Source organism: Micromonospora sp. WMMD956, assembly GCF_029626125.1.
GTDB classification, from domain to species: domain Bacteria; phylum Actinomycetota; class Actinomycetes; order Mycobacteriales; family Micromonosporaceae; genus Micromonospora; species Micromonospora carbonacea.
On sequence record NZ_JARUBI010000005.1, the window covers coordinates 7,380,066 to 7,401,485 of the forward strand.

Consider the following 21,420-nt stretch of genomic DNA (forward strand, 5'->3'; position numbering starts at 1 on the left):
GGGCCGAGCCGGACGAGCTTCGATGACGCGTGTCCGCAACAGGGCCTCGCGCGGAAAGTCCGGCGGTGAGTGTTCAGGTTCCGGGGCCCCCGCCAGGGCCGGTCGGGGCCGCACGGGCCATCAGTTCCTCCGCGTCCCGGGTGCCGCGCGACGCGAACGAACTCGATGTGCGGCGATGGCCAGGCCGGACAACGCAGTTCCTATGGCACGGAACGTATCTGTCAGGCGACGCCGCGAGAAGGAGTTCTTGTCGTTCTTCCGAGGAAAATCCGCGGCTGGGACGCCCACCTCCAGGAACGAGCACAGCGGGTGCCATCCCTCCGCGACATCGAACACGAGAAGACGCTCGCTGGGAACGGTCCGCCGGACCTCGCTGATGTGTGATTCGAAGGTCGTCAGCGCGTGGTCCCGGTCGAACCGGCTTCCACCGAAGACACGGTCTGCGATCACACGATTCAGCTCCGCCGGAAAGTAGCGGTAGGCCGGATTGCGCAGGGCCATGGCGCCGAGGAGGACCGAGGCGAACGGTGAGCGAAGGAAACGCCAGGCAGCGAAGACAGTCTTCGTCGCACTGTCATACCATCTCTCCGGATCACGTACGGTCAATATGATCTTGGCTTCCGGATAGGCGTCGACAAGATCCCGCCAATAGGCGGCGCCGGGCCAGTCCACGGTTGCCTGGTATCCCGCGAAGATGGCGTCCCAGGCGGGCCGGACGGGGTCACCGAGGTCGACCCAGGCCTTCGCCCGTTCGGGTTGGCCGGCGATCTCGAGCATGTGATAGCAGGGGCCGAAGCCCAACGTCTCGAGAGCGGCCTTCAACGACTCGGTGCCGGTCCTGCCGAACCCGACCCCGATCACCCGCATCGACATCTGCACCATCCTTCAGCCCGAACAGTCTCATGTGGGTGGACCGGGTGCGGACCACGGCCACCACACCCGGAATGACGGACGCCGGGTGGATCTCTTCACCGGATGACCGCTCGAAAGCCGGAGTCTCGGCATCGCCAACACCAGCTGCACCACGCGGGCAGAAGGCCCCGACCGTCACATACCTGGCCGGGGAGCAACAGACGTCGCCGCTTCGATGCCTCGTCGGGCCCCATCCGGAGTCCCGCTCCGCCTCGCGGCGGGTGGTGAGGTCAGCCCTATGGTGCGCCCGATCCGGGCCGGATCCGCTTGCAGGCCGCCGCAGCCCGTAAGCGGCTCTCTCGCCGCAGGGGTCTTCGCGCCGTCGTCCAGAATCGGTTCCAGCGGAGCCTCAGCCGGACGATCGATGGCATCCAGCGGCTGGCGGTGAAGGCGAAAGCGACGAACATGCCCGGCGTGAGCACTTCCTCGACCACGCCAAGCAGCTCACGCCGCCGACCGGCGCTGAAAGGCGCCCACGGCAACCCACCGGCGACGCTCGCACCGGCGACCGCCTGCCCGGCTGGGCGGTCATCGTGGCCTGACGAACCGTGTCCAACGGTCACGGTGACACCTCCTGGTTCGTGGATCTGCGATCAACTCTCGGCGGCTCCCGCCGACGGCACATCGGTCATCTGACTTCGATCAGGAGGATCCAGCCCGACTCGGACCGGGTGCTGATGGGCGCCCCGGGCCGCTGGTGCGGCTGCGATCCGGCCGGTCTTGGTCACTCGCCTGTTCAGATCAAAGCGGGGCGGTTCGGTGCGCCGTCCGGGACGGTCGAACACTCCAGCCGCTGACGCCGGGTCGAGGCACGCCGTCGATCGAGACGTACGCGGCGGGGAAGCCGGCGCGACCGTCGGGCTGGCGACTGCCGCGTGCAGCGCCGCGCAGGCGAAGGCCATGCGCTGTTCACGCATTCCATGGCTACTCTGCTCCTGTGGCAGGCTGGTCGCCCGGTTGACCTGCCACGCGAGGGCCCAGGAGGGCGATCATGACCACGAAAGCGACCACGGTGGCCGAGGGTTTCCACTTCCTGGAGGCACCACGTTGGCGCGACCAGCGGCTCTGGTTCGCCGACTTCTACGGCCCGCAGGTCTGGTCCATGCGGGAGGACGGCGCTGACCTGCGGGCCGAGGCCGACGTGCCAGGGCAACCCTCCGGACTGGGCTGGCTCCCCGACGGGCGCATGCTGATCGTATCGATGCGCGACCGCAAGGTGCTCCGCAGGGAGCCGGACGGAACGCTGGTCGTACATGCCGATCTGGCCGGGCACGCCACCGGGCACGCCAACGACATGGTCGTGGACAGCCACGGCCGCGCGTTCGTCGGCAACTTCGGCTTCGATCTCATGGCCGGTGATCCGATACGACCAGCCGGGCTGCACCGCGTGGATCCCGACGGCCACGTCACGCAGGTGGCCGACGACCTGTGGTTTCCCAACGGCAGCGTCATCACCCCCGACAACGTGCTGCTCGTGGTGGAGACGTTCGGCAACCGGGTCACCGCCTTCGACATCTCCGACGACGGGGACCTCAGCGGCCGGCGACCGTGGGCGACGTTCGGGCCCCTTCCGATCGGCCACCGGGTCGATCAGGTGCTGACCGAGCTACGGGTCGCCGGCGACGGTGCCTGCCTCGACGCGACGGGCGGGCTGTGGATCGCCGATGCGGTCGGCAGCCGGCTGGTACGGGTGGTCGAGGGCGGAACGATCACCGACGAGATCAGGCCCGGCTCGCCGGTCTACGCGTGCGCCCTCGGCGGTGCCGCAGGGACGACCTTGTTCGCCTGCGCGGCACCCGACTTCCACGAGAAGGCTCGCAGGTCGGCACGCGAGGCCCGCATGCTCGCAGTGCAGGTCGCTGTTCCGGGGTGCACACCGTGACGACCGCATGGAGACGACCGGTCGGCTGACGGGAGGTCTCCGGCAATCCTGCGGTCAGCCGGGTCGCGCTGCCCGGATGTCCGCTGCCGGCGGTGCCCAAGACGGGGAAGGCCAGCACCGACCCCGCCCTCAGCTCGAAGATGCGCCGGTCCCTGGACCTCTACCGGCTGACTCCGCTGCTCGCGCCGCATGGGGAGCACCGCCTGATCGGCCTGGATCCTGGCGACGAAGCGAGGATCAGGCAAGAAGTCGCGGGGATTGCTCTAACACACCGTGAGGCCGTCGAGGTTGTCTGGAGGGGTGAACACCCAGACACCCAGCCAGGCAGTAACCGTGGTGACCGGCGCGAGCGCCGGCGTCGGGCGCAGCGCCGCGGTCGAGATCGCCGCGCGCGGGATGGGGGTGATCGCCACCTACAACTCCCGCCCCGACGGCGCGGAGGAAACCGTCGCGATGATTCGAGACAACGGCGGCCACGGAGTCTCGCTGCCTCTGGACGTCGGGCAGAGCGACACCTTCCCCGCGTTCAAGAGCGAGCTCTGTCGTGTCCTCGGCGAGGAGTGGGGCACCGACAAGATCCACGCGCTTGTCAACAACGCCGGCTTCGGAGGCGGCCGTGGGTTCGAGGACATGAGCGAGGAGGCGTTCGACCAGTACTACCGGGTGCTCCTACGCGGGCCGTACTTCCTCACCCAGACGCTCCTGCCGCTGATCCACGACGGCGGCTCGATCATCAACACCTCGAGCAGCTCCGCACGGCCCGGTGACACCGAGGCCGGCTACTCGGGATACGCGGCGATGAAGGGCGGCCTGGTGGTCGCCACCCGGTTCCTCGCGAAGGAGCTGAGCCCTCGGGGCATCCGCGTCAACTCGATCGCCCCGGGGCCGACTCGCACCCGCATCGCCGACGACGCGTTCGAGAAGCACCCGCAGATCATCGACGGCCTCGCCGCCAAGACCGCGTTCGGCCGGGTGGGCGAGCCGGAGGACATCGGCAAGGTCATCGCGTTCCTCGCCTCCGACGAGTCCGCGTGGATCACCGGGCAGGACATCCTGGTCGCCGGGGGCTACGCGCTGTGAAGACTGCCGGGCAGCGGTTCGGCACGGTGGTGCTCACCGGCGCCACGAGCGGCATCGGCGAAGCGACCGCCCGCCGGCTGGCGGCGATCTCCGAGACGCTCATCGTGCTCGGGCCCGAGCCGGAAGAAGGGGCACGGCGGGTTCTCACGCAGATCCGTGGGGCCGGCCCCGCCGAGGTCCACTACGTCGGTGCCGACTTCACCCACCTCTCCGACGTCGTCGAGGCTGCCCGCTCGATCAGGTCGCTCGTCTCGACGATCGATCTGTTGATCAACAATGCCGGGGTCCCGGGCGCGGCGCAACGGGTCGTCACCATGGATGGATTCGAGCGGACGCTGCAGGTCAACGCACTCGCGCCAGCGCTGCTGACCCGGCTGCTCGTTCCTTCGTTGGCCGACGGCGCACGAATCGTGAACGTGGGGTCGTCCGCGCACCGCCTCGAGCGGTTCCACTTCGACGACATCGACCTGGAGCACGGCTACTCGCCGGTGGCCGCGTACGCCCGAGCGAAGCTGGCGATGGTGACCTGGTCGTCTCTGCTCGCGGAAGAACTCCGGTCGATGCCGGTCAGTGTCGTCGCCCTCTGCCCCGGGCTCAACGACACTCCGCTCAGCGCCGCGATGACGGGTCGGATCGGCGGTCCCCCCGCGCGGGGCGCAGCCCGCGTCCTCCATGCCGCAGTCGCCGACGTTCGGTCCGGCTCCTACCTCGAAGACGACCACGTCGTGTCGCCGAGCGCGGACGCCACCGATCCCTCGAACCGGAAGCAGCTCACCGCCCTCTACTGGGACCGGCTTCTGCGCTTCGCGGCTGCGGGACGCGAACGATGAGCGAGCACGGCGCGACCACGGGCGTCCTCAACGGTCGAGTGGCAGTCGTATTCGGCGCGACCGGATGGATCGGCCGCGCGATCTGCCACGACCTGGTCCAGGCAGGCGCCAGCATCGTCATGGTCGGCCGAGACGCCGATCGCCTCGACGCCCTCCACCGCGAACTCGGCGGGAGCGACCGGGTGCTGTCCACCATCGCGGACGTCACCTCCCAGATCGAGGTCGACGACGCCCGAGCGGCCGCGATCACGCGGTTCGGCCACGTCGACCTTCTGGTCGTGTCCTCGGGTGTGATCACCGGCTCCGCCTTCGGCGAAGGCGTCCCGGCAGACTGGGCCGAGATGATCGACGTGAACCTCCGCGGGCTGCTGCACGCGTCCCAGACTTTCGCCGAGCCGCTCCTCGACAGCGCCGACCGTGGGGCACCCGCCGACATCGTGCTGATCGGCGCCGTCAGCACCGACGTTCGCGCCCCTCGTTTCGCGGTGTTCAACGCCCTGTCTGCGGCCATCAAGCAACTCGCACGCGCGCTCCGCCACGAGTACGGGCCGCAGGGCACGCGTGTCCACATCGTCGAGCCGGCTTTCGCGGTCGGCCAGTCCGACGAGCATCGCGACGCGTCAGCGCCCGAACATGACCAGCAGCACGAACGGGCCGCCTCCGCAGTGAAGCCGGACGCGATCGCCGCGGTGGTCACGCTCGCGGCGGCGCTGCCGAGGAGCGTGAACCTCGCCGAGGTCCTCCTCCTACCCACTGAGACGGCGTGACGAACGTGGCTGGTAGTGCCGCTGCGATCGACTCCCCCGGCGCGGCTCGCCGCGGTCCCATCCGCCGCCTGCTGCGCAGCCCAGAGGCCCTGCGCGGTGCCGTCGTCCTGATCGCCGGCACCGTCGTCGCGCTGATCTGGGCGAACCTTCCGGGAGACAGCTACGGGTCCTTCTGGCATCTCCCTCTCGGCCTGGAGCTCGGGGGCTCCAGGTTCGAACTCGACCTGCGACACTGGGTCAACGACGCGGTCATGGCCGTGTTCTTCGCCCACGTCACGCTCGAGGTCCGCCGCGAACTCGAGCTGGGTGAGTTGCGTGACTGGCGGAAGGCGAGCGTCCCGGTCATCGCCGCAGTCGCCGGCCTCGTCATCCCGGCGCTGATCTACGTCGGCGTCACCTCGGGCACCGACACGGTTGGCGGTTGGGGGATCGTGGTCTCCACGGACACGGCCTTCGTGCTGGGCATACTCGCCCTCATCGGACGAGTGATGCCGCCCCAGCTGCGGATCTTCCTCGTCACGCTCGCCGTCGCCGACGACGTCGGTGCGCTCGGGGTCATCGCGTTCGCCTACACCGACCACTTCAGCCCGTTGCCGCTGCTCATCGCGGTGGGCGGTCTCACGATGATCGCGATGATGCGCTTCGTCGGAGTGTGGCGCGGAGGGCTGTACCTCCTGCCCTCGATCGTCGTCTGGGCGGGCTTCTTCCTCTCGGGCGTGCACGCCACCCTGGCGGGCGTCGCGATCGCGTTGTTGCTGCCGATCTTCCCCACGCGATCCGACGACCTGCGCAGGGCTCAGGATCACGTCCGTGCCTTCCACATGTCGCCGACCGCCAGCTACGCCCGCACGGCCAACAACTCGCTCGCGCGAGCGGTCTCCATCAACGAACGCGCCCACCGCGCGCTGACGCCGTATGTCACCTGGCTCATTCTGCCGATCTTCGCTCTCGCCAACGCCGGCGTGCGAGTCACTCGGGAGTCGCTGGTCGATGCATTCACCTCGCGGCTCACGTGGGGCATCATCGTCGGGCTGGTCGTCGGCAAGATCATCGCTATCTCGGTGTCGACCTGGATCGTCACCCGGATCCGGCCCGACGCGCTCGGACCGGCGGTACGCATGCCCCACGTCATCGGCGTGAGCATGCTCGCCGGGATGGGCTTCACCATCTCGCTCTTCGTCACGGAGCTGGCGTTCGACGATCCTGTCGATGTCAGTCGCGGACAGATCGGCGTGATCGCCGCCACCGTGCTCGCCGCCACCCTCGGCACCGTCGCCTTCGCCGTCATGAGCGCACGCGAGCGGCGACGATCGCCGCACCGCAGCCGCCTCGTGCGGGCGCTCGACCCCGCTCGCGATCCCGTGCTGGGCGACCTGAGCAGCGCCGTGGTGACAGTTGTCGAGTACGGCAACTACGCCACGCCGTACTCGTCCGCCGCGGGAGAGATGCGTCGTGAAATGGAGGGCCGGTTCGGCAGCGAAGTCGCGTACGCGTTCCGCCATCTTCCGCTCGAGCAGCCGCTCGGTCGTTCCGCCGCCATCGCCAACGAGGCCGCGGCCCTCCAGGGACGATTCTGGGAGATGCGCGACGAGCTCATCCGCGAGGCACCGATCGAGAACGAACGACAGATCCGCCGAGCGGCCGCAAGCGCCGGGTTGAACCTGCGGCGGTTCGAACGCGACTGGGGCGACGCGGCCAGGGCCCAGCGAGTCGACGAAGACCTCGTCGACGCGGAAGCCATGCACCTGCACCAGGCGCCGACGTACTTCATCGACAACATGCGCTACGAAGGGTCGATCGATGCCGACTCGGTGAACGCGGCGGTGGCAGCAGCAAGAAACTCGGCCCTGCGACGCGACGAGCGCGGACTCGACATCGACGCCTAGCAACGGACACCCGCTTGGCCCAGCCGTCACGAACCGAAGGTGATCGCCAACGGCACCAAGGGAAAACGCGAGCCGCGACCCTACCGGCCGTAGTGCAGGTAGGGCGCCCACGCACCGACGTCGGACGGCCGCTCGTGGCGCCATCGACGAAGCGCCTGGTGCAGCGCATACGGCGCCCGGTCGGCGAGCACCGTGCCCTCGGGCGCGAGATTCCGGTAGACGGCTTCCACGAAGGGGTCTGCTGCACCGATAGGTGACAGTTTCAGTCACGCGGCCTGACTGGCCGGTGGGGTCATGATGGTCTCGTACTCGATGGGGGTCAACCGGGACAGGGATCGTTGGCGTCGTCGGTGGTGGTGGTAGGTCCGTTCGATCCAGGTCACGATCGCGGTCCTGGGTTGCTGGCGGGTGGTCCAGGTTCGGCAGTCGAGGACGTTGTTCTGGAGCAGGCCGAAGAAGGTCGCCGGAGGTGGCGGTCGGCCCGCCGTCGGGGGTGGCGCGGTCGCCGTCCGGCGCGTCGTGGTGACCGGCGGTGGCGAGCCGGTGCAGACGTCGGCCTGGAACCGGGTCAGCAGGTGATGTCGGCCGGAAAACAGCAAATAGCGGGGCATGCACCGTTCCCGGCCGACGCGGCCCGCCCGGCTCCGCGTGGTGGGTGGGTGGGGGCGGCACCCGCAGGTGCCGCCCCCACCCGCCGGTGTCAGCCCACCACGGAGCGCAGCGGAATCTGTTCGGCCCGCAGGGTCCGCACCAGGTCACCCAGGAACGGGTGCTCGTCGATCTGGAGACCCTCCGGGTTCGGGATCACCAGGTACGCCGAGCCGTCCGCCACCGAGACCCGCGCGGTGTCGGTGTACCGGTCGACGACCGCCTCGGTGCGGGCCAGGTCGCCGGCCGCCACCTGGATGGTGAACGGCCGCCACTCGCCGCCGAGGTTCTCGGCGACCGGGGTGGCCGCCGCGGCGGCGCGGTCCGGGTCGACCCGGACCGGCGAGGCGGTCCGGGCCGCCGTGCCGCTGCTCGGGTACAGCAGCGCGTTGGCCACCAGGTGCAGGCCACTCTCGTTGTACGCCCGGAACAGCGGGTTGAACGCGAACAGCACCGCCCGACCGGCGCCGGTCGGCTCGTCCACCACCGCGACCGTGCCCTTGAGCGCGTCGCCCTCCACCGTGTAACCGTTGGCCCAGAAGGTGTCCCCGCTCGGGTAGCGCAGCACGTTGCGGCCGGTGCTGCTCGGGGTGAGGATCGGGTCGTTGTTGTTGAACTCGAAGTCCTCCGCCGGCCGGCCCAGCCCGACCGGGCTGTCGGCGTCCACGTCGACCCGCAGGTGCGAGCCGATCACCGTGTAGCCGGTCGGCTTCGGCTTCTCGGTGGTCGAGGTGAGACCGGCGGCGCGGGCCATCCGGGTGCCCTCGTTGCGCAGGCCCAGGTAGGTGTGGCCCTGGGCGATCCAGTTGCGCAGGTTGGCCTGCCCGGTCGCGGTCAGCCCACCTGTCGCGTTGCTGCCGTCCGGCACCAGCAGCACCGTCCGGCCGGTGAAGGCGGGGGTGTTGTCGTTGATGTCGGCGGTGGTGACCGGGGTGAGGTCCAGGCCCCACCGCTTGCCCAGCACGTACCGGGCCTCGCCGTGCGAGCCGGAGGTGGTGGAGATGCCGGTGCCCTGGAACAGGCCGACGTCCGGCCGGCTGATCGGGGTGCCGACGGCCGCCGTGGTGTACGGGGTGAGCGTGACGCCCAGCTTCTTGGCCGTGGTGTTCAGCTCCGGCGTCAACGCGCCGGCGGGCAGCCCCACCTGGCCGTTGTCGAGGTCCCGGACCAGCTGCACGTCCCTGCCCAGCAGGGTGAAGGTGAACTCGGCCGCGGCGGCGGAGTCCAGCTCGTAGGTGTAGGAGCCCTTCAACGGCGGCGCGGCCAGGATCTTGCCGCCGCCGGTGTTCTGGATCTTGTCGATCAGCTCCGCGTTGGGCTTGACGTCCGCGCCGGTGTAGACAGCGTTCACACCCATCAGCAGCGGGTTGCTCCACGACGACACGTCGTAGAAGTACGGGAACGGCGTGTACGGGTCCTCCCCCATGATCGCCTGGATCCAGTGCTTCTGCGGCTGGTTCATCGGGATCCAGTACGACCCGACCGGCACGGTCAGGTTGGTCGCCGACCGGCCGCCGAAGAGCTTCGCGGTGGGCAGCTTGACGGCCTTCTTCACCTGGTAGACCTCGACGTCCATCCGGCGCAGCCGCTCGACGAGCTGGCGGGCGTCGGCGAGCTGCCGGTCGGGCAGCAGGAAGTACGACCGGATGGTCTGCGCCGGCACCGGGAACTGGACGGTGTTGGTCGGCTGGACCACCTCGTTGGGCTCCAACGTGCCGGCCCGGCCCTGGGCGAGCGCGTCCTTCCAGACCTTGAACCAGCCGTTGAGCACCTCCTGCTTGTGCGTCGCCGCCCAACCCAGCGTCGACCACTGGGTGTGGAACTGCTGCTGCACCCGGTCGGCCACCGCCGACGAGCTGCCCTTCTCGAAGGTCATGCCGGCGGCCCCGAAGCCGGCGGCCGGCACCGTGTCGCCGTACCCCATGAAGAACAGGTCGTAGGTGGAGTAGTTGAAGTAGCACTCGGTGGTCACCGCGCCGCCGCACGCGCCGTTGTAGCCGAAGCCGGCCTTGTTGGCCTCACCGATTCGGTTGATCCAGTCGACCGCCTCGCCGGAGATCTCGTGGTGGATCGGGTCGGCGTTGGGCGGGAAGAAGTACTGCCGGCCGCCCATCTCGTGCGCGTCGATGAAGACCTGCGGCGGATACCTGCGCATCAGTTCGAGCTTGCCGTCGGTCTCCTGCTGGGTCCGGGCGAACCAGTCCCGGTTCATGTCGAAGCCGTACTCGTTCTGCCGGCGGCTGGCGTCGCGGCCGTCCGGGTTCTGCGTCGGCACGATGATGGTGACCAGGTTGTCGTTGCGCTGCTGGACCTCGCAGGAGAGCCCGGCGGCCAGCTCGTACAGTGTCTTGAGGGCGGCGTCGGTGCCGCTCTTCTCGCCGCCGTGCACGTTGGCGGTGACCCAGACGATCGCCGGCGCCGCCTCGGCGATCTCGCCGGCCCGCTGCTGGTTGACCACCCGGGGGTCGCGCAGCGAACGGACGTCCTCGGCGATGCCCTTGAGCACGGCCGGCCGCACGTTGCGCTCGTTCGACACGATCGCGTACGGCAGCGGCTGGCCGAGCACGCTGGTGCCCATCACGCCGGTGACCACCCGCTTGGAGGCGGTGTCCACGGCGTCGAGGTAGCCCCGCACCTCCTCGTTGGTGACCACCCGCTCCTGGCCGGTGCCGAGCGGGAAGCCGAGGTAGCTCTCCGGGCTGGGCACCGAGGCCAACCGGTCGGTGGGATCGGTACTACAGGTTGTCGGGGGCGCGGCGGCGGCCGAGGGGCCGACCACCAGAGGGGTCATTCCGGCCAGTAGTACGATTGCGGTAGCGCTCGCCAGCCGTTTACGGGAATGCAGTGTGGAGCGGAGTGGGGCAGTTCGCATGGGTGTCCCGTTTCCCTTCCCGGGAAATGAATCAAGGGTGCCCGGAGCGTATGACCTGCGCTTTCGGGTGGTCAAGATTCACAACCGGCGGCCGGTACACGATTCGTCAACTGCCCCACACCCTGCCTAATCCGGGCGTTTGGTGGCGAGCCTGCGCGTCCACCGTGGACCCGGTTTCCCGGTACCGGCGGTTCCGGCCCACCAACGGCGGGCCGGGGCCGGTCGGTCAGCGCACCCGGACCGGGTGGGAGTAAACCCCACAGATCGCCCCACGGGCCCTCCAGCCCGTCGGCCAGCGGCTCGGGCTCGTCGGTGCTGGTGCCACGTACCCGCAGGTAGCTGTCGGCCCCGACGTCGCGCAGGGTGTGCCGGATGACGTAATGGGCACCCTGCTACCGCCAGTCGCGCGGACCGAAGCGGGCCACCACGGCGGTGGTCGGGTTGGTGTCGGCGTCCCGGTCGGCGCTAGTGGAACTGGCGCTGGTAGCGCAGCCAGCCTTCGTCGAGCAGCCGGAAACCTGCGTCGATGGTGGACTCCGGGTTGGCGGCCCGGGTTGCGCTGAGCTGTATCTGGAGGGCGAAGCGGACGTAGAAGCGGATCTCGTCGCTGGGCTCGGGAAGCCCGAACTCCCGCGTGATCGCCGCGATCAGGGCGTCTTCGTGGCGGAACCACATGCGTTCGGCGTACTCGACCAGGGCGGGTGTCTGTTCCATCAAGGCGAGGACTGGCCGCTCAAGTTCGGACCCGAGCGCGGTGATCTCCGCAAGGTAGTGCGCCTTGAGCGCGGCGGAGATCGACGTGCCCGGCGGTCGGTCGGCTACTGCCGCGACGAGCCGGTCGTGTCGCACTTCCTCGTCACCGAACGCGAGGGCCTCCTTGTGCGGAAAGTGCGTGAAGACGGTGGTCGGCGACACGTCCGCCCGGTCGGCGATCTCGCGGACGCTCACCGCGTCGAACCCTCGTTCGAGGAACAGTTCTTGGGCGGCCTGCACGATCGATGCCCGGGTCGCTGCCTTCTTGCGCTCCCGTCGGCCGGGTCGCTGCCCCTCGCTCATGCCGACAGAGTAATGGACCCGTTCGCTACATGTATTGACTCCACAACTGGTGTCGGTACAGTATTGATGTCGGACCGGGAATTGATCGACGGGAGCGACACGAGCGGCGGGATGCCGGGAGAGAAGGAACCATGAACGCGAACCACGCCCAGGTGGACGCTCAGCAGAGGCAACGCTCCGCTGCCGGCATCGCGCTCATCGCAGGAGGACTGGTCTTCTTCGTCGCGGAGTTCATCGCCTCGGCCGCGTGGACGCATCCCCCCTACAGCTACACCTACAACTACATCAGCAACCTCGGCGTGCACGGCCCCACGCAGGGATTCGGGCAGCTCATGTACTCGCCGCTGGCGTGGGTCATGAACACCGGATTCTTCCTGTTCGGGATCGTCCTGTTCGGCGGCACCGCCATGCTCGCAGGCCTGCATGGCCCACGCCGTTGGGCAGTGCGCACCCTCGCCTTCCTGATCGCGGCCGGCGGAGTGCTGCTGGCTTTCTTCCACGGAACCGGCGAGACGCCCGACAGCGGTGCCATCGACTTTCACTCGGTGGGCGCCCTGGCCAGCATCGTCAGCGGCAACGTACTGATCATCATTCTCGGGCGCGCGCACCGACAGACCGGAATCGCTACCACCACCGGCCGGGTCATGGTCGCCCTCGGGGTCTTCGGTCTTCTCTCGCTGGTCGGCTTCATGGCCATCGCCGGCTCATCAGCCAGCCTGATCGGCCTGGTCGAACGCTGCGCGGTCTATCCCCTCCTGGTCGGCTTCATCTGCGCCGGCAGGTCCATCTGGAAGGGCAACCGGCGGTCGACGGCCAGCAACGCGTAGACGGCCACGACCGGGATCCGCGACAGGCCACCCGGTCGCTTACGGGCACAAGATCAGACGCGCGCTCATCGGCAGATTCGGACGCCGCCGGGTCGACCAATGGTCGCTGCTGACGGCCATGAGGGCACCCCCGTGGTCACGACGCGAGAACGACGGCTCAACCGTAGCGACCACTGTGACCACGTCCGCGACCAATGGACTTCGGCGTGACGGAGTGGGACGTGCGGCCCTACGCCGATCCGGTACACGTGCGGCACTTCTTCCATCTGTCCGTCGAGGGCACCGAGGTTCCGGACCGGTGGATCGCCGTGGAGCGCGACGACAGCGAACCGATCCGCTTCGAGCTGTACTGGCTGCCCCTGGCCCAGGGACACGTTCTGGCAGCCGGCCAATCTGCCCTGACCGGCAGGCTGTTTGATTGACCTCCTCAGAGCGCCAGTTTGGAAGAGCGAAGATCGCAGCCTGCGAGGTCCTGGTGGGTCAGATCAAGGCAGGAAGCGCGACCGTTCGTGCCTCTTGGCCAGGTGATGCAGGAAGTGACTGAAGACCACTCCGGCCGGCACGGGCTCGGGACGACCGACGAGCCGGCCCAGCATCTTGGCACCGCCGGTGACCCCGTCGCCGACGTCGATGCGCAGGTAACGGGCCATCCGGTCGACGCCGTACTTGGAGCACGGCCTCGTCGGCCAGGGCCTGGAGGTGTTTGCAGGGGGTGCCGCGCAGGCCGACACAGGGCCGGTTGTTGTTGGTGCTGCAGTGGTAGGTGTGGCTGCCGGCGGTCACCGAGGAGACGTAGACCCGCTCGATGTCCGAGCCGCTCGACACCACGCCCTGCAACCGGCCGTCAGCCAGCTCGACGAAGGGCACCTTGGCCAGTTTGCGGGGCCGGGCGAGCGGCACCACCCGGGACCGCGCTGCGCCGCCCCCACGCGGCCTGCTCCGCGTCTGTCACTGCCGACCTCCCGCCTGCCGGAAACCGACGTCACCCATGACGATGCGGACGCCGGATCCGCGCCGACGCCGTCGTACCGAGGAAGATCATGGACCACGGGTGCGACATCCCCGTCCCCGGCCGGCGCCACGGCGAAAGGTCACGCGGCATCGATCCACCCCCGGGCGGCGGCCAGCGCGCCGGCCTGGAACCGACTCCGGGCACCGAGGCGTTTCAGCAGGTCGGCGGTGATCCGGCGGCCGGTCCGGACGGAGATGCCGAGCCGACGCGCCACGCTGTCGTCGGTGTGACCCTCGGCGAGCAGGTGCAGCACCTCGCGTTCCTGGCTGGTCAGTCCCGACTCGTCCCGGTCGCGCTCGGCACCCAGCGGGTGGGCGGCCCGCCAGGTCTGCTCGAACAGCGCGCAGAGCGCCGCGACCGTCCCCCTGCCGTGGTGCAGGGCGGCGCCCCGCTGGTGCTGCTCCGGATCGATCGGGACGAGGGCGACCTCTCGGTCGAAGATCGTCATCCGCAGGGGGAGTGCGGCGGTGGTGCGGATCTGCACCCGCTGTTCGTGGAGCCGCCGCAGGTGGTGCAGGGTCGGTGGATGGTTGCGCACGCTGTCGAGATAGACGCCCCGGGCCTGGATGCCCCGCTTGGCCCAGGTGACGCCGAACGGCCGGGCCGCCATCGAGGTCTCCTCACACTGTGCTCCGCCGGGAACGAAGGAGAGGATCTCCGTCCGGCAGGAGTGGACCAGCTCCTCCAGCCGGTGACGGACCGAATCCAGGCTGGCCAACCGCTCCACCTCGGCCCAGCTCTGGGCCGGTCGGAATTCGGCGTAGTCGGCCACGATCGCGGCGACTGCCCGGCGGCTGGCCGCGATCTTCTCCTGGTGTATGGCGAGTTCGGTCTCCTGCCGGGCCAGGAGCGCAGGCAGCCCGACCTCGGGGCTGATCGCGCGTTGGGCTCCGGGCTCGTCGCGGGAGGCCCGCAGTAGGGACAACCGGCCGAGTTCGTCGAGCGCCTCATGGACCTGCTCAGTTGTCCAGGACAGTCGGGCGGCGATCTCTGCGACGCCGTACCGGGGCTCCTCGAGCATCACGCGGTAGACGGCTTCGGAAGCTACGTGCAGGCCCAGGACTTCGAGCATCGTGATCCCCTTCGCACCGCACCCACATCGAACTGAGCCTATACCGGGGACGATGCCGGATAGGCCTGCCAGGAATGTTTGCGGAGAGTGGCCGTGCGCCGTTCCTGACATCTCACGAGATGGCCGTCGCAGGGGCAGAAATCCGAAGCCGGGAATTCTGCCACCGTCAATGTCTGGCGACCTTGACTGAAAGCGGACATTCTGCTGGGTATGCACCTTGTCATCGCGAGCCTGCAAGGCAGCCGGACCCTGGTCGACCGAGCCGAGCTGCATAGGTTGATCCAGCTCGTCGCCCTACCCGGAGACGGACTCGAACACGTGTACGTCATGATGAATCCCGAAGGAGCGGAGCTGGCGTTCTTTGTCCTACAACCGACCGTCGCCGCGGCGGAAGCGGTCGTTATGCAGTTGTGCCGGCGCGCGATCGCCGTTTCGTCGGCCCTCCACCTGTGGCTTGTGGTGCATTGCGGATCCGGGCTGGTGCCAGGGAGCGAAGCGCTGCTCATGGGGGATTCCACAGACGGTGGCAGGGGGCTGCCATGGCAGGATCCTGACACCGGACGGTGCTGACAGTCGGAGACCCCGCAGGCAGGATCGTGGACGGCGGAGAAATGTCCGCCAGAGTGCGCCGGCAGTGCTGGAAATGTCTGTCCGGTTCTGTCGACGCCATTCCTGACCCGATTCCGGCGTCGTCTCGGCCATGAACCGACCAGCGTCCGAAAGGGCGCTGTTCAGCCATGACGGGAGCACTCGAACCGGACCCGTACAGCGAGAGGTGGTAGCCGTCCGTGACAGTTTCCGGGCATCCGCTGCAAATTGTCGAACGGAACGAAGTCGTACTCGCCGAGCGCCTGCGCGTCACCATTGGCAGGCGTACCGGTGAGTTTCCTGAGGGTGCGGGTGGCGACACGGAACTGACCGCCCTGGGCGTCGACTCCCTGCTGTTGCTGCGGATCATCGCCGACCTGGTCGCCGACCCCGGACTGGAGATCGACGTGGTCGAGCTGGGCGACCTGGTGACCGTCGCCGACCTGGAACGTTTCCTCGTCGCCCTCACGAGCCGGAGCTGAAGCGCCATGGTCCAGATACCCGTCACGCCCTCCCAACGCAGCCTGCTCTTCATCCAGGAGGCGGTCCCCCGCAAGGACCTCTACAACATCAGCTTCCGGGTGGTCTTCGACACGGCGGTCGACGAGGCAGCCCTGCGTCGGGCGCTCGACCGGTTGATCGCCGTCCAGCCCACGCTGCGTACCCGGTTCGACGCCGCAGACGGCGAACCGGTCGCCGAGATTCGCCCCCCCATGCCGGCACCGATGGACGTGGAGCGGGTCGACTGCCCGCCCGAGCAGTGGCCCGCGCGGCTGGCCGAGCAGAGCCGGCGCTTCGCCGCCACCCCGGTCGACCTGCGGCAGGCCCCGCTGTGCCGGTTCCGGCTCCTGGTCGGCCCGGCGCAGACCGCCCTGCTCTGCAACGTCCACCACGCCATCAACGACGGCGTCTCGATGCGGGTCTTCCTCGACGAGCTGGTCGAGGGCTACCGGTTGGCCGGCGCGACCGGGGCCGGGCCGGCGGGCGTTGTCGAGGACGTCGACGTGGTCCAACGGGAGCGGTGGCTCGTCGGTGAGCTGGCCGCCCAGTGCCGAGTCAGCCAGGCGGCGATCGAGGCCGGGGAGGTCGAGGCGCTCGCCGCCACGCTCGCCGGCGTACCCCCGACGTTGCTCTATCCGGTGCCGGAGCGCCCGGTCGACACCCGGTTCAACGGCCGGCTGCGCAGCGTCATCCTGCCTCCGGAGCAGCGCGCCGCCGTCGAGCGCGCCGCCCGGACCCTCGGCACCACGCCGTACTGCCTGCTGCTGTCCTGCTATGCCCTGCTGCTCGGGGACTACTCCGGCAACGCCGAGGTGATCGTCGGCGGGCCCTTCGTCAACCGCCGTACCATCGCCTCGCACGACCTGTGCGGGTTCTTCGTCAACACGCTGCCGGTCGTCCTGCCGGCGCGGCACCGGCCCTTCGCCGAGCAGTGCGCCGAGGTCTCCGGTGCGGTACGCGCCGCCCGCCGCTTCCAGTCCATCCCCTTTGACGCCCTGGTCGCGGCGGTCGGCCCGGAGCGCGGCAGCAACCGCAACCCGCTGTTCCAGTGCATGTTCGCAATGCAGGACGACCTGGTCACCCGGCGGGAGATCGCCCCTGGGCTCGGCATGCAACTGGAGTACACCCACAACGAGACGGCGAAGTTCGACATCTGGTTGGCCGCCACCCCGGTCAGCGACGGGCTGGAGCTGGAGCTGGAGTGGGACAGCGACCTGCTGCCCGACGCCTACGCCCACCGCTTCCTGGACGAGTACATCGAGCTACTGGCCTGGGTCGTCGCCGACCCGACCGGCGACACCGGCCCGCTGACCGCCGCCTCGGCGCACCGCCGGCAGCCGGCCCTGCACGCCGGGGACCGGGCCGACACCGCAGGCGGTCGCGGGCTGCTCGCCCTGCTGCGGGAATCCGCCGCCGCCCGGCCCGAGGCGGTGGCGATCAGCGCCCCCGACGCACCCGACCTGAGCTACGCCGGGCTGATGGACCGGGCCGACCGGATCGCCGCCGCGCTCAGCACCGACGGCGTCGGCGCCGGTGACGTGGTGGCCATCGTCCCGCACTCGCTGCCGGACACGACTGCGGCGATGGTGGCGGTGCTGCGCTGCGGAGCGGCGTACCTGCCGCTGGACCTCTCCCTGCCGGCCGACCGGCTCTCCTACATGCTCCGTCAGGCCGGTTGCCGGTACGTGGTGAGCCCGGCGCCGGTCACATCCGACGAGCCGCCGCGCGCCAGCGTCGACGACCTCGCCGACCGGGGCGCCGACCTGCCGGTGCCAGCCCAGCCGAGCGGCACCGACCCGATCTACGTCATGTTCACCTCCGGCTCCACCGGCCAACCCAAGGGCGTCCACATGGGGCAGGATCCGCTGGTCAACCTGCTGCGGTGGCAGATCGACGCGATGGGCATGGGCCCGACGACCCGGTTCCTGCAGTACGCCCCGCTCGGCTTCGACGTCTCCTACCAGGAGATCTTCCCGACCCTGGTGGCCGGCGGCACGGTGTACGGCCTCGGCGCGACCGACCGGCGTGACCTCGACGCCGTCGCCCGCCTCGTCGACCGGGCCCGGCTGACCCACATCTACCTGCCGGTCGCCGTGCTCGGTGCCTTCGCCGCCTCGGTGACCGACGCCGATCTGGCGCTGGCCGACCTCGAGGTGCTCAACGTCTCCGGCGAGCAGCTGCACCTGGACAGCCGCAGCCGCGCCCTGCTGGGCCGGATGCCCGGCAAGCGCCTGACCAACCTGTACGGGCCGACCGAGACGCACGCGGTCACCGTGCACACCCTGGCGGGCGGGGCGGGGCAGCACCCGTCGCACGTCCCGATCGGGTTGCCCCTGGCCGGGGTCGACGTGCACCTGCTCGACGCCGAGGGGCGGCCGGTGCCGCCCGGTGCGGCCGGTGAGGTCTTCCTCGGCGGGATCTGCCCCGCCGACGGTTACATCAACGATCCGGACCGGACCGACGCGGCGTTCCGGCCCGACCCGTTCACCGACCCGCCCGGTCGGATGTACCGCACCGGCGACCTCGCGGTGGCCGCCGACGGCCCGGACGGCCCGACACTGATCTTCCTCGGGCGCCGGGACGGTCAGGTGAAGATCCGGGGACACCGGGTCGAGCTCGGCGAGGTCGAGATCGCGGCGGAGCGCTTGCCGGCGGTCGCCGCCGCTGCGGCGGCGGTGCACGGCAGTGGTGAGAGCGCCGCGCTCTGCCTCTTCGTCCGGACCACGCCGGGTGGTGCGTTCGACGAATTTGCCATCCGGGCCGCGCTCCAGCAGACCCTGCCGACGTACACGATCCCGAAGCACATCGTCGCGGTCGACGCGATCCCGCTGACCCCGAACGGCAAGGTCGACCGCAGCGCGCTGGCCGCCCGCTTCGACAGCGGCGAACTCCGGCCGGCCAAGCAGCGTGACGCCGACCCGGACTGGTCGCCGACCGGCACCGAGGAGTTGCTGGCCGGGCTCTGGGAACGGCTGCTCGGCCGTCCACCGCAGAGCCCGCAGGACTCGTTCTTCGTGCTCGGCGGCACCTCGTTCGACATGTTGAAGCTGATCGACGCCCTGCGCGCCGAGACCGGCCTGCGGATCGCGGTCAGCGACATGTTCCGCCGGCCGACTCTCGCCGCGCTGGCGTCCCTGGTCGACGAACGTGGCGCCACCACCGGGTCACTCGCCCTGGCCAACGGGCGGTCGGTGTGAGCACCGTAGTTGACCTGGTGCGCCAGCACGCGCTGGCCGCACCCGGGAAGACGGCGCTGCTCTGCGGCGACCGCACGGTCAGCTACGGCGGGCTGTGGCGCCGGGCCGGTCGGCTCGCCGCCGCGTTACGCGACCGGCGGGTGGGCCCCGGTGACCTGGTGGCGCTCCACGGCCCGGCGACCCCGGAGTTCGTGGCGGCCGCCCTGGGCAGCTGGTTGGCCGGTGCCGCCTGGGTGCCGGTCGACCAGCAACTGCCGGCCGACCGGATCGGGCACCTGCTCGGCGACAGCGGCTCCCGGCTCGTGCTGGACACCGGCTCCCGCAGGCACCCCGCCACCACGCTGCCGGTAGCCGACGTCGAGTCGCTGACCGGCGCCGACTCCGGCGTGGACGACGAGGCCGGGGCCGACGCCGGTGTGCCGGGCTCGGGGCCGTCCGGCACGGACCTGGCGTACGTCATCTACACCTCCGGCTCGACCGGCACCCCGAAGGGTGTCTGCGTCGACCACGGGCCGCTGGCGCTGCACCTGCGCCACGTGGCGGTCGACTACGGGCACGTCGAGGGGGACGTCTGCCTCTCCTTCTCCTCACCGAGCTTCGACGCCTCGATCGAGGAGATCTGGCTTCCCCTGGTCCAGGGTGGCGTCCTGGTGGTACGTGGTGCCGCCATGTGGACCGGTCCCCAGCTCTTCGACCGGATCCGTAGTTACGGTGTCACCCGGGTGCAGTGCCCGACGGCGTACTTCGAGGCGTTCTTCGCCGACGACCTGACCGACGCCGACGTCGCGGCACTGGCCGGCGTACGGGGCATCTACTTCGGCGGCGAGGCGGTCAGCGCCGCCGTGGTGCGCAGATGGTCCAACGGGCCGCTCGGGCACATCCCGCTCTACAACACCTACGGGCCGACCGAGGCGGTGATCACGGCCACCTACCGGCGGATCGACCGGGGCTGGTCGGGCGGCGACCGGGTGCCGATCGGCTCGGCCGTCGGCGGTCACGAGCTGCTCCTGCTGGATCCCGACGGCCACGAGGCCCTCCCGGGCCAGCCGGCGGAGCTGTATCTCGGTGGGCCGTGCCTGGCCAGGGGTTACCTCGACCGGGACGACCTCACCGCCCAGCGGTTCGTCCGGCTGCCCGGCCGCGACGGCGTCTTCTACCGCACCGGTGACCTGGTGCGGCTCGACGACGACGGCGAGCTGATCTTTCTCGGCCGTACCGACCGGCAGGTCAAGCTGCGTGGTTTCCGTATCGAACTGGAGGAGGTGGAGGCGGTGCTGGTCGGCCTGCCGCAGGTGCGCAACGCGGTCGTGGTGCTCGACAGCGGCCCGCAGGGCCGGCCCCGGCTGACCGCCTGCGTGGTGCCGCAGGGGCCGGCGGCCGACGAGCTGCCCGCCGAGGTACGCCGCCGGATGGCCGAGCTGCTGCCGGCGTACATGGTGCCGGACCGGGTCCTGGTCCTGGCCGAGCTGCCGGTCGGTGTCACCGGCAAGATCGACCGCGAGCGGGTGCTGGCCGTGACGGGTGGTGCCCGGTGACCGCCCCGCTGGCCGTGGTGAGCGGCGGCACCCGAGGGATCGGGCTGGCCTTCTCGACCCGACTGGTGGCGCTCGGTCACCGGGTCGTCGGGCTGTACCACTCCGACGAGGAGGCGGCCCGGCAGGCCCACGCCAAGCTCGGTGACTCCTTCTGGCCGGTACGCCTCGACGTCGCCGACGCCGCCGACGTGGAGCGGGTCACCGCCCGAATCGTCGCCGAGCACGGCGGCCCGACCGTACTGGTCAACAACGCCGGACGCAACATCGACCGGCCACTACTGGAGATGTCCACCGAGGACTGGGACCGGGTCCTCGGCATCAACCTCGACGGCCCGTTCTACCTGACCCGGGCCCTGGCACCGGCGATGCTGGCCCAGGCCGGCGCCGGGCCCGGGTCGGTGATCGTGAACGTCGGGGCCACCACCGGGATCCGGCCGCGTCTCAACGGTGTCAACTACTGCGCCAGCAAGGCCGGCCTGCTCCAGCTCACCAAGTGCCTGGCGCTGGAGCTGGCGCCACGGATCCGGGTGAACTGCCTGATCCCGGGGATGACCTGGACCGACGAACTCGTCGGCCGCTTCAACCTGGACGACCCGCAGGCGCGGGCCGCCGTGCTCACCGAGATCCCACAAGGTCGAATCGCCTCCACCGACGACATCGCCGATGCCCTGGAGTTCCTGGTCGGCGCGGGCAGCGCCTACCTGACCGGGCAGAAGCTGATCGTCGATGGCGGCCAGTTCATGTGGTAGGAGACC

The 21,420-nt window shown here is 69.9% G+C and carries 17 protein-coding genes and 2 pseudogenes; 12 read left to right on the top strand and 7 right to left on the bottom strand.

Annotated elements, in window-relative coordinates; translation table 11 throughout:
- Positions 1-120: 120 nt before the first annotated feature.
- The gene (locus tag O7628_RS31915) at positions 121-873 is read right to left on the bottom strand and encodes a sulfotransferase family protein (protein ID WP_278136055.1); all 753 of its coding nucleotides are present in this window, start codon (positions 871-873) and stop codon (positions 121-123) included.
- A gap of 1,030 nt (positions 874-1,903) precedes the next feature.
- Between O7628_RS31915 and O7628_RS31920 the strand changes: the two genes are divergently transcribed.
- The 5 genes from O7628_RS31920 (at position 1,904) to nhaA (ending at position 7,357) form a co-directional block, all read left to right on the top strand.
- On the top strand, positions 1,904-2,794 hold the full coding sequence (locus O7628_RS31920) for an SMP-30/gluconolactonase/LRE family protein (protein WP_278136056.1): 891 nt from the start codon (positions 1,904-1,906) through the stop codon (positions 2,792-2,794).
- A 300-nt stretch (positions 2,795-3,094) separates the two neighbouring features.
- Positions 3,095-3,874 carry an SDR family oxidoreductase gene (locus O7628_RS31925; RefSeq protein WP_278136057.1) on the top strand — a complete coding sequence of 260 codons (780 nt, stop codon included), beginning with the start codon at positions 3,095-3,097 and terminating at the stop codon, positions 3,872-3,874.
- Entirely contained in the window at positions 3,871-4,704 is an 834-nt protein-coding gene (locus O7628_RS31930; protein ID WP_278136058.1) for an SDR family NAD(P)-dependent oxidoreductase, read from the top strand. Before O7628_RS31925 ends, O7628_RS31930 begins: the two co-directional genes overlap by 4 nt.
- Positions 4,701-5,471, top strand: a complete 771-nt coding sequence (locus O7628_RS31935; RefSeq protein WP_278136059.1) for an SDR family NAD(P)-dependent oxidoreductase — start codon at positions 4,701-4,703, stop codon at positions 5,469-5,471. The genes O7628_RS31930 and O7628_RS31935 overlap by 4 nt, the downstream gene beginning before the upstream one ends.
- Positions 5,468-7,357, top strand: a complete 1,890-nt coding sequence (gene nhaA, locus O7628_RS31940; RefSeq protein ID WP_278136060.1) for a Na+/H+ antiporter NhaA — start codon at positions 5,468-5,470, stop codon at positions 7,355-7,357. The genes O7628_RS31935 and nhaA overlap by 4 nt, the downstream gene beginning before the upstream one ends.
- A gap of 80 nt (positions 7,358-7,437) precedes the next feature.
- Here nhaA and O7628_RS31945 read toward each other — a convergent pair whose 3' ends face one another.
- The 4 genes and pseudogenes from O7628_RS31945 to O7628_RS31960 all read right to left on the bottom strand — a co-directional run bounded on the left by O7628_RS31945 (position 7,438) and on the right by O7628_RS31960 (position 11,933).
- On the bottom strand, positions 7,438-7,587 hold the full coding sequence (locus tag O7628_RS31945) for a hypothetical protein (RefSeq protein ID WP_278136061.1): 150 nt from the start codon (positions 7,585-7,587) through the stop codon (positions 7,438-7,440).
- A gap of 36 nt (positions 7,588-7,623) precedes the next feature.
- Positions 7,624-7,818 (bottom strand): annotated as a pseudogene (locus O7628_RS31950) (IS3 family transposase); the annotation flags it as partial.
- A gap of 239 nt (positions 7,819-8,057) precedes the next feature.
- The gene (locus tag O7628_RS31955) at positions 8,058-10,796 is read right to left on the bottom strand and encodes a M14 family zinc carboxypeptidase (protein ID WP_278136062.1); all 2,739 of its coding nucleotides are present in this window, start codon (positions 10,794-10,796) and stop codon (positions 8,058-8,060) included.
- Between the two features lie 546 nt (positions 10,797-11,342).
- Positions 11,343-11,933, bottom strand: a complete 591-nt coding sequence (locus O7628_RS31960; protein WP_278136063.1) for a TetR/AcrR family transcriptional regulator — start codon at positions 11,931-11,933, stop codon at positions 11,343-11,345.
- Between the two features lie 131 nt (positions 11,934-12,064).
- On the opposite strand from O7628_RS31960, the gene O7628_RS31965 reads away from it, so the two are divergent.
- Complete coding sequence (locus tag O7628_RS31965; RefSeq protein ID WP_278136064.1) at positions 12,065-12,760, top strand: DUF998 domain-containing protein; 696 nt, start codon at positions 12,065-12,067, stop codon at positions 12,758-12,760.
- 206 nt (positions 12,761-12,966) lie between these two features.
- Positions 12,967-13,182, top strand: coding sequence for a hypothetical protein (locus O7628_RS31970; RefSeq protein ID WP_278136065.1), 216 nt, complete (start codon positions 12,967-12,969; stop codon positions 13,180-13,182).
- Positions 13,183-13,278: 96 nt separating this feature from the next.
- Here the strand turns inward: O7628_RS31970 and O7628_RS31975 are convergent.
- A pseudogene (locus tag O7628_RS31975) lies at positions 13,279-13,712 on the bottom strand (hypothetical protein); the annotation flags it as partial.
- Positions 13,713-13,851: 139 nt separating this feature from the next.
- Positions 13,852-14,844, bottom strand: coding sequence for a helix-turn-helix transcriptional regulator (locus tag O7628_RS31980; RefSeq protein ID WP_278136066.1), 993 nt, complete (start codon positions 14,842-14,844; stop codon positions 13,852-13,854).
- Positions 14,845-15,054: 210 nt separating this feature from the next.
- Between O7628_RS31980 and O7628_RS31985 the strand changes: the two genes are divergently transcribed.
- The 5 genes from O7628_RS31985 to O7628_RS32005 all read left to right on the top strand — a co-directional run bounded on the left by O7628_RS31985 (position 15,055) and on the right by O7628_RS32005 (position 21,414).
- Positions 15,055-15,414, top strand: a complete 360-nt coding sequence (locus O7628_RS31985; protein ID WP_278136067.1) for a hypothetical protein — start codon at positions 15,055-15,057, stop codon at positions 15,412-15,414.
- A gap of 218 nt (positions 15,415-15,632) precedes the next feature.
- Positions 15,633-15,914: an acyl carrier protein gene (locus tag O7628_RS31990; protein ID WP_278136068.1), complete on the top strand. Its 282-nt coding sequence runs from the start codon at positions 15,633-15,635 to the stop codon at positions 15,912-15,914.
- A gap of 6 nt (positions 15,915-15,920) precedes the next feature.
- On the top strand, positions 15,921-19,130 hold the full coding sequence (locus tag O7628_RS31995; RefSeq protein WP_278136069.1) for an amino acid adenylation domain-containing protein: 3,210 nt from the start codon (positions 15,921-15,923) through the stop codon (positions 19,128-19,130).
- The gene (locus O7628_RS32000) at positions 19,127-20,665 is read left to right on the top strand and encodes an amino acid adenylation domain-containing protein (RefSeq protein ID WP_278136070.1); all 1,539 of its coding nucleotides are present in this window, start codon (positions 19,127-19,129) and stop codon (positions 20,663-20,665) included. The genes O7628_RS31995 and O7628_RS32000 overlap by 4 nt, the downstream gene beginning before the upstream one ends.
- On the top strand, positions 20,662-21,414 hold the full coding sequence (locus O7628_RS32005; RefSeq protein WP_278136071.1) for an SDR family oxidoreductase: 753 nt from the start codon (positions 20,662-20,664) through the stop codon (positions 21,412-21,414). Before O7628_RS32000 ends, O7628_RS32005 begins: the two co-directional genes overlap by 4 nt.
- The last annotated feature ends 6 nt before the right edge of the window (positions 21,415-21,420 follow it).

What these genes read in the sequence shown, in the direction of transcription:
- O7628_RS31915 (WP_278136055.1), bottom strand. Translation starts at nt 873, where the DNA reads ATGTCGATGCGGGTGATCGGGGTCGGGTTCGGCAGGACCGGCACCGAG.
- O7628_RS31920 (WP_278136056.1), top strand. Translation starts at nt 1,904, where the DNA reads ATGACCACGAAAGCGACCACGGTGGCCGAGGGTTTCCACTTCCTGGAG.
- O7628_RS31935 (WP_278136059.1), top strand. Translation starts at nt 4,701, where the DNA reads ATGAGCGAGCACGGCGCGACCACGGGCGTCCTCAACGGTCGAGTGGCA.
- O7628_RS31955 (WP_278136062.1), bottom strand. Translation starts at nt 10,796, where the DNA reads ATGACCCCTCTGGTGGTCGGCCCCTCGGCCGCCGCCGCGCCCCCGACA.
- O7628_RS31960 (WP_278136063.1), bottom strand. Translation starts at nt 11,933, where the DNA reads ATGAGCGAGGGGCAGCGACCCGGCCGACGGGAGCGCAAGAAGGCAGCG.
- O7628_RS31965 (WP_278136064.1), top strand. Translation starts at nt 12,065, where the DNA reads ATGAACGCGAACCACGCCCAGGTGGACGCTCAGCAGAGGCAACGCTCC.
- O7628_RS31980 (WP_278136066.1), bottom strand. Translation starts at nt 14,844, where the DNA reads ATGCTCGAAGTCCTGGGCCTGCACGTAGCTTCCGAAGCCGTCTACCGC.
- O7628_RS31985 (WP_278136067.1), top strand. Translation starts at nt 15,055, where the DNA reads ATGCACCTTGTCATCGCGAGCCTGCAAGGCAGCCGGACCCTGGTCGAC.
- O7628_RS31995 (WP_278136069.1), top strand. Translation starts at nt 15,921, where the DNA reads ATGGTCCAGATACCCGTCACGCCCTCCCAACGCAGCCTGCTCTTCATC.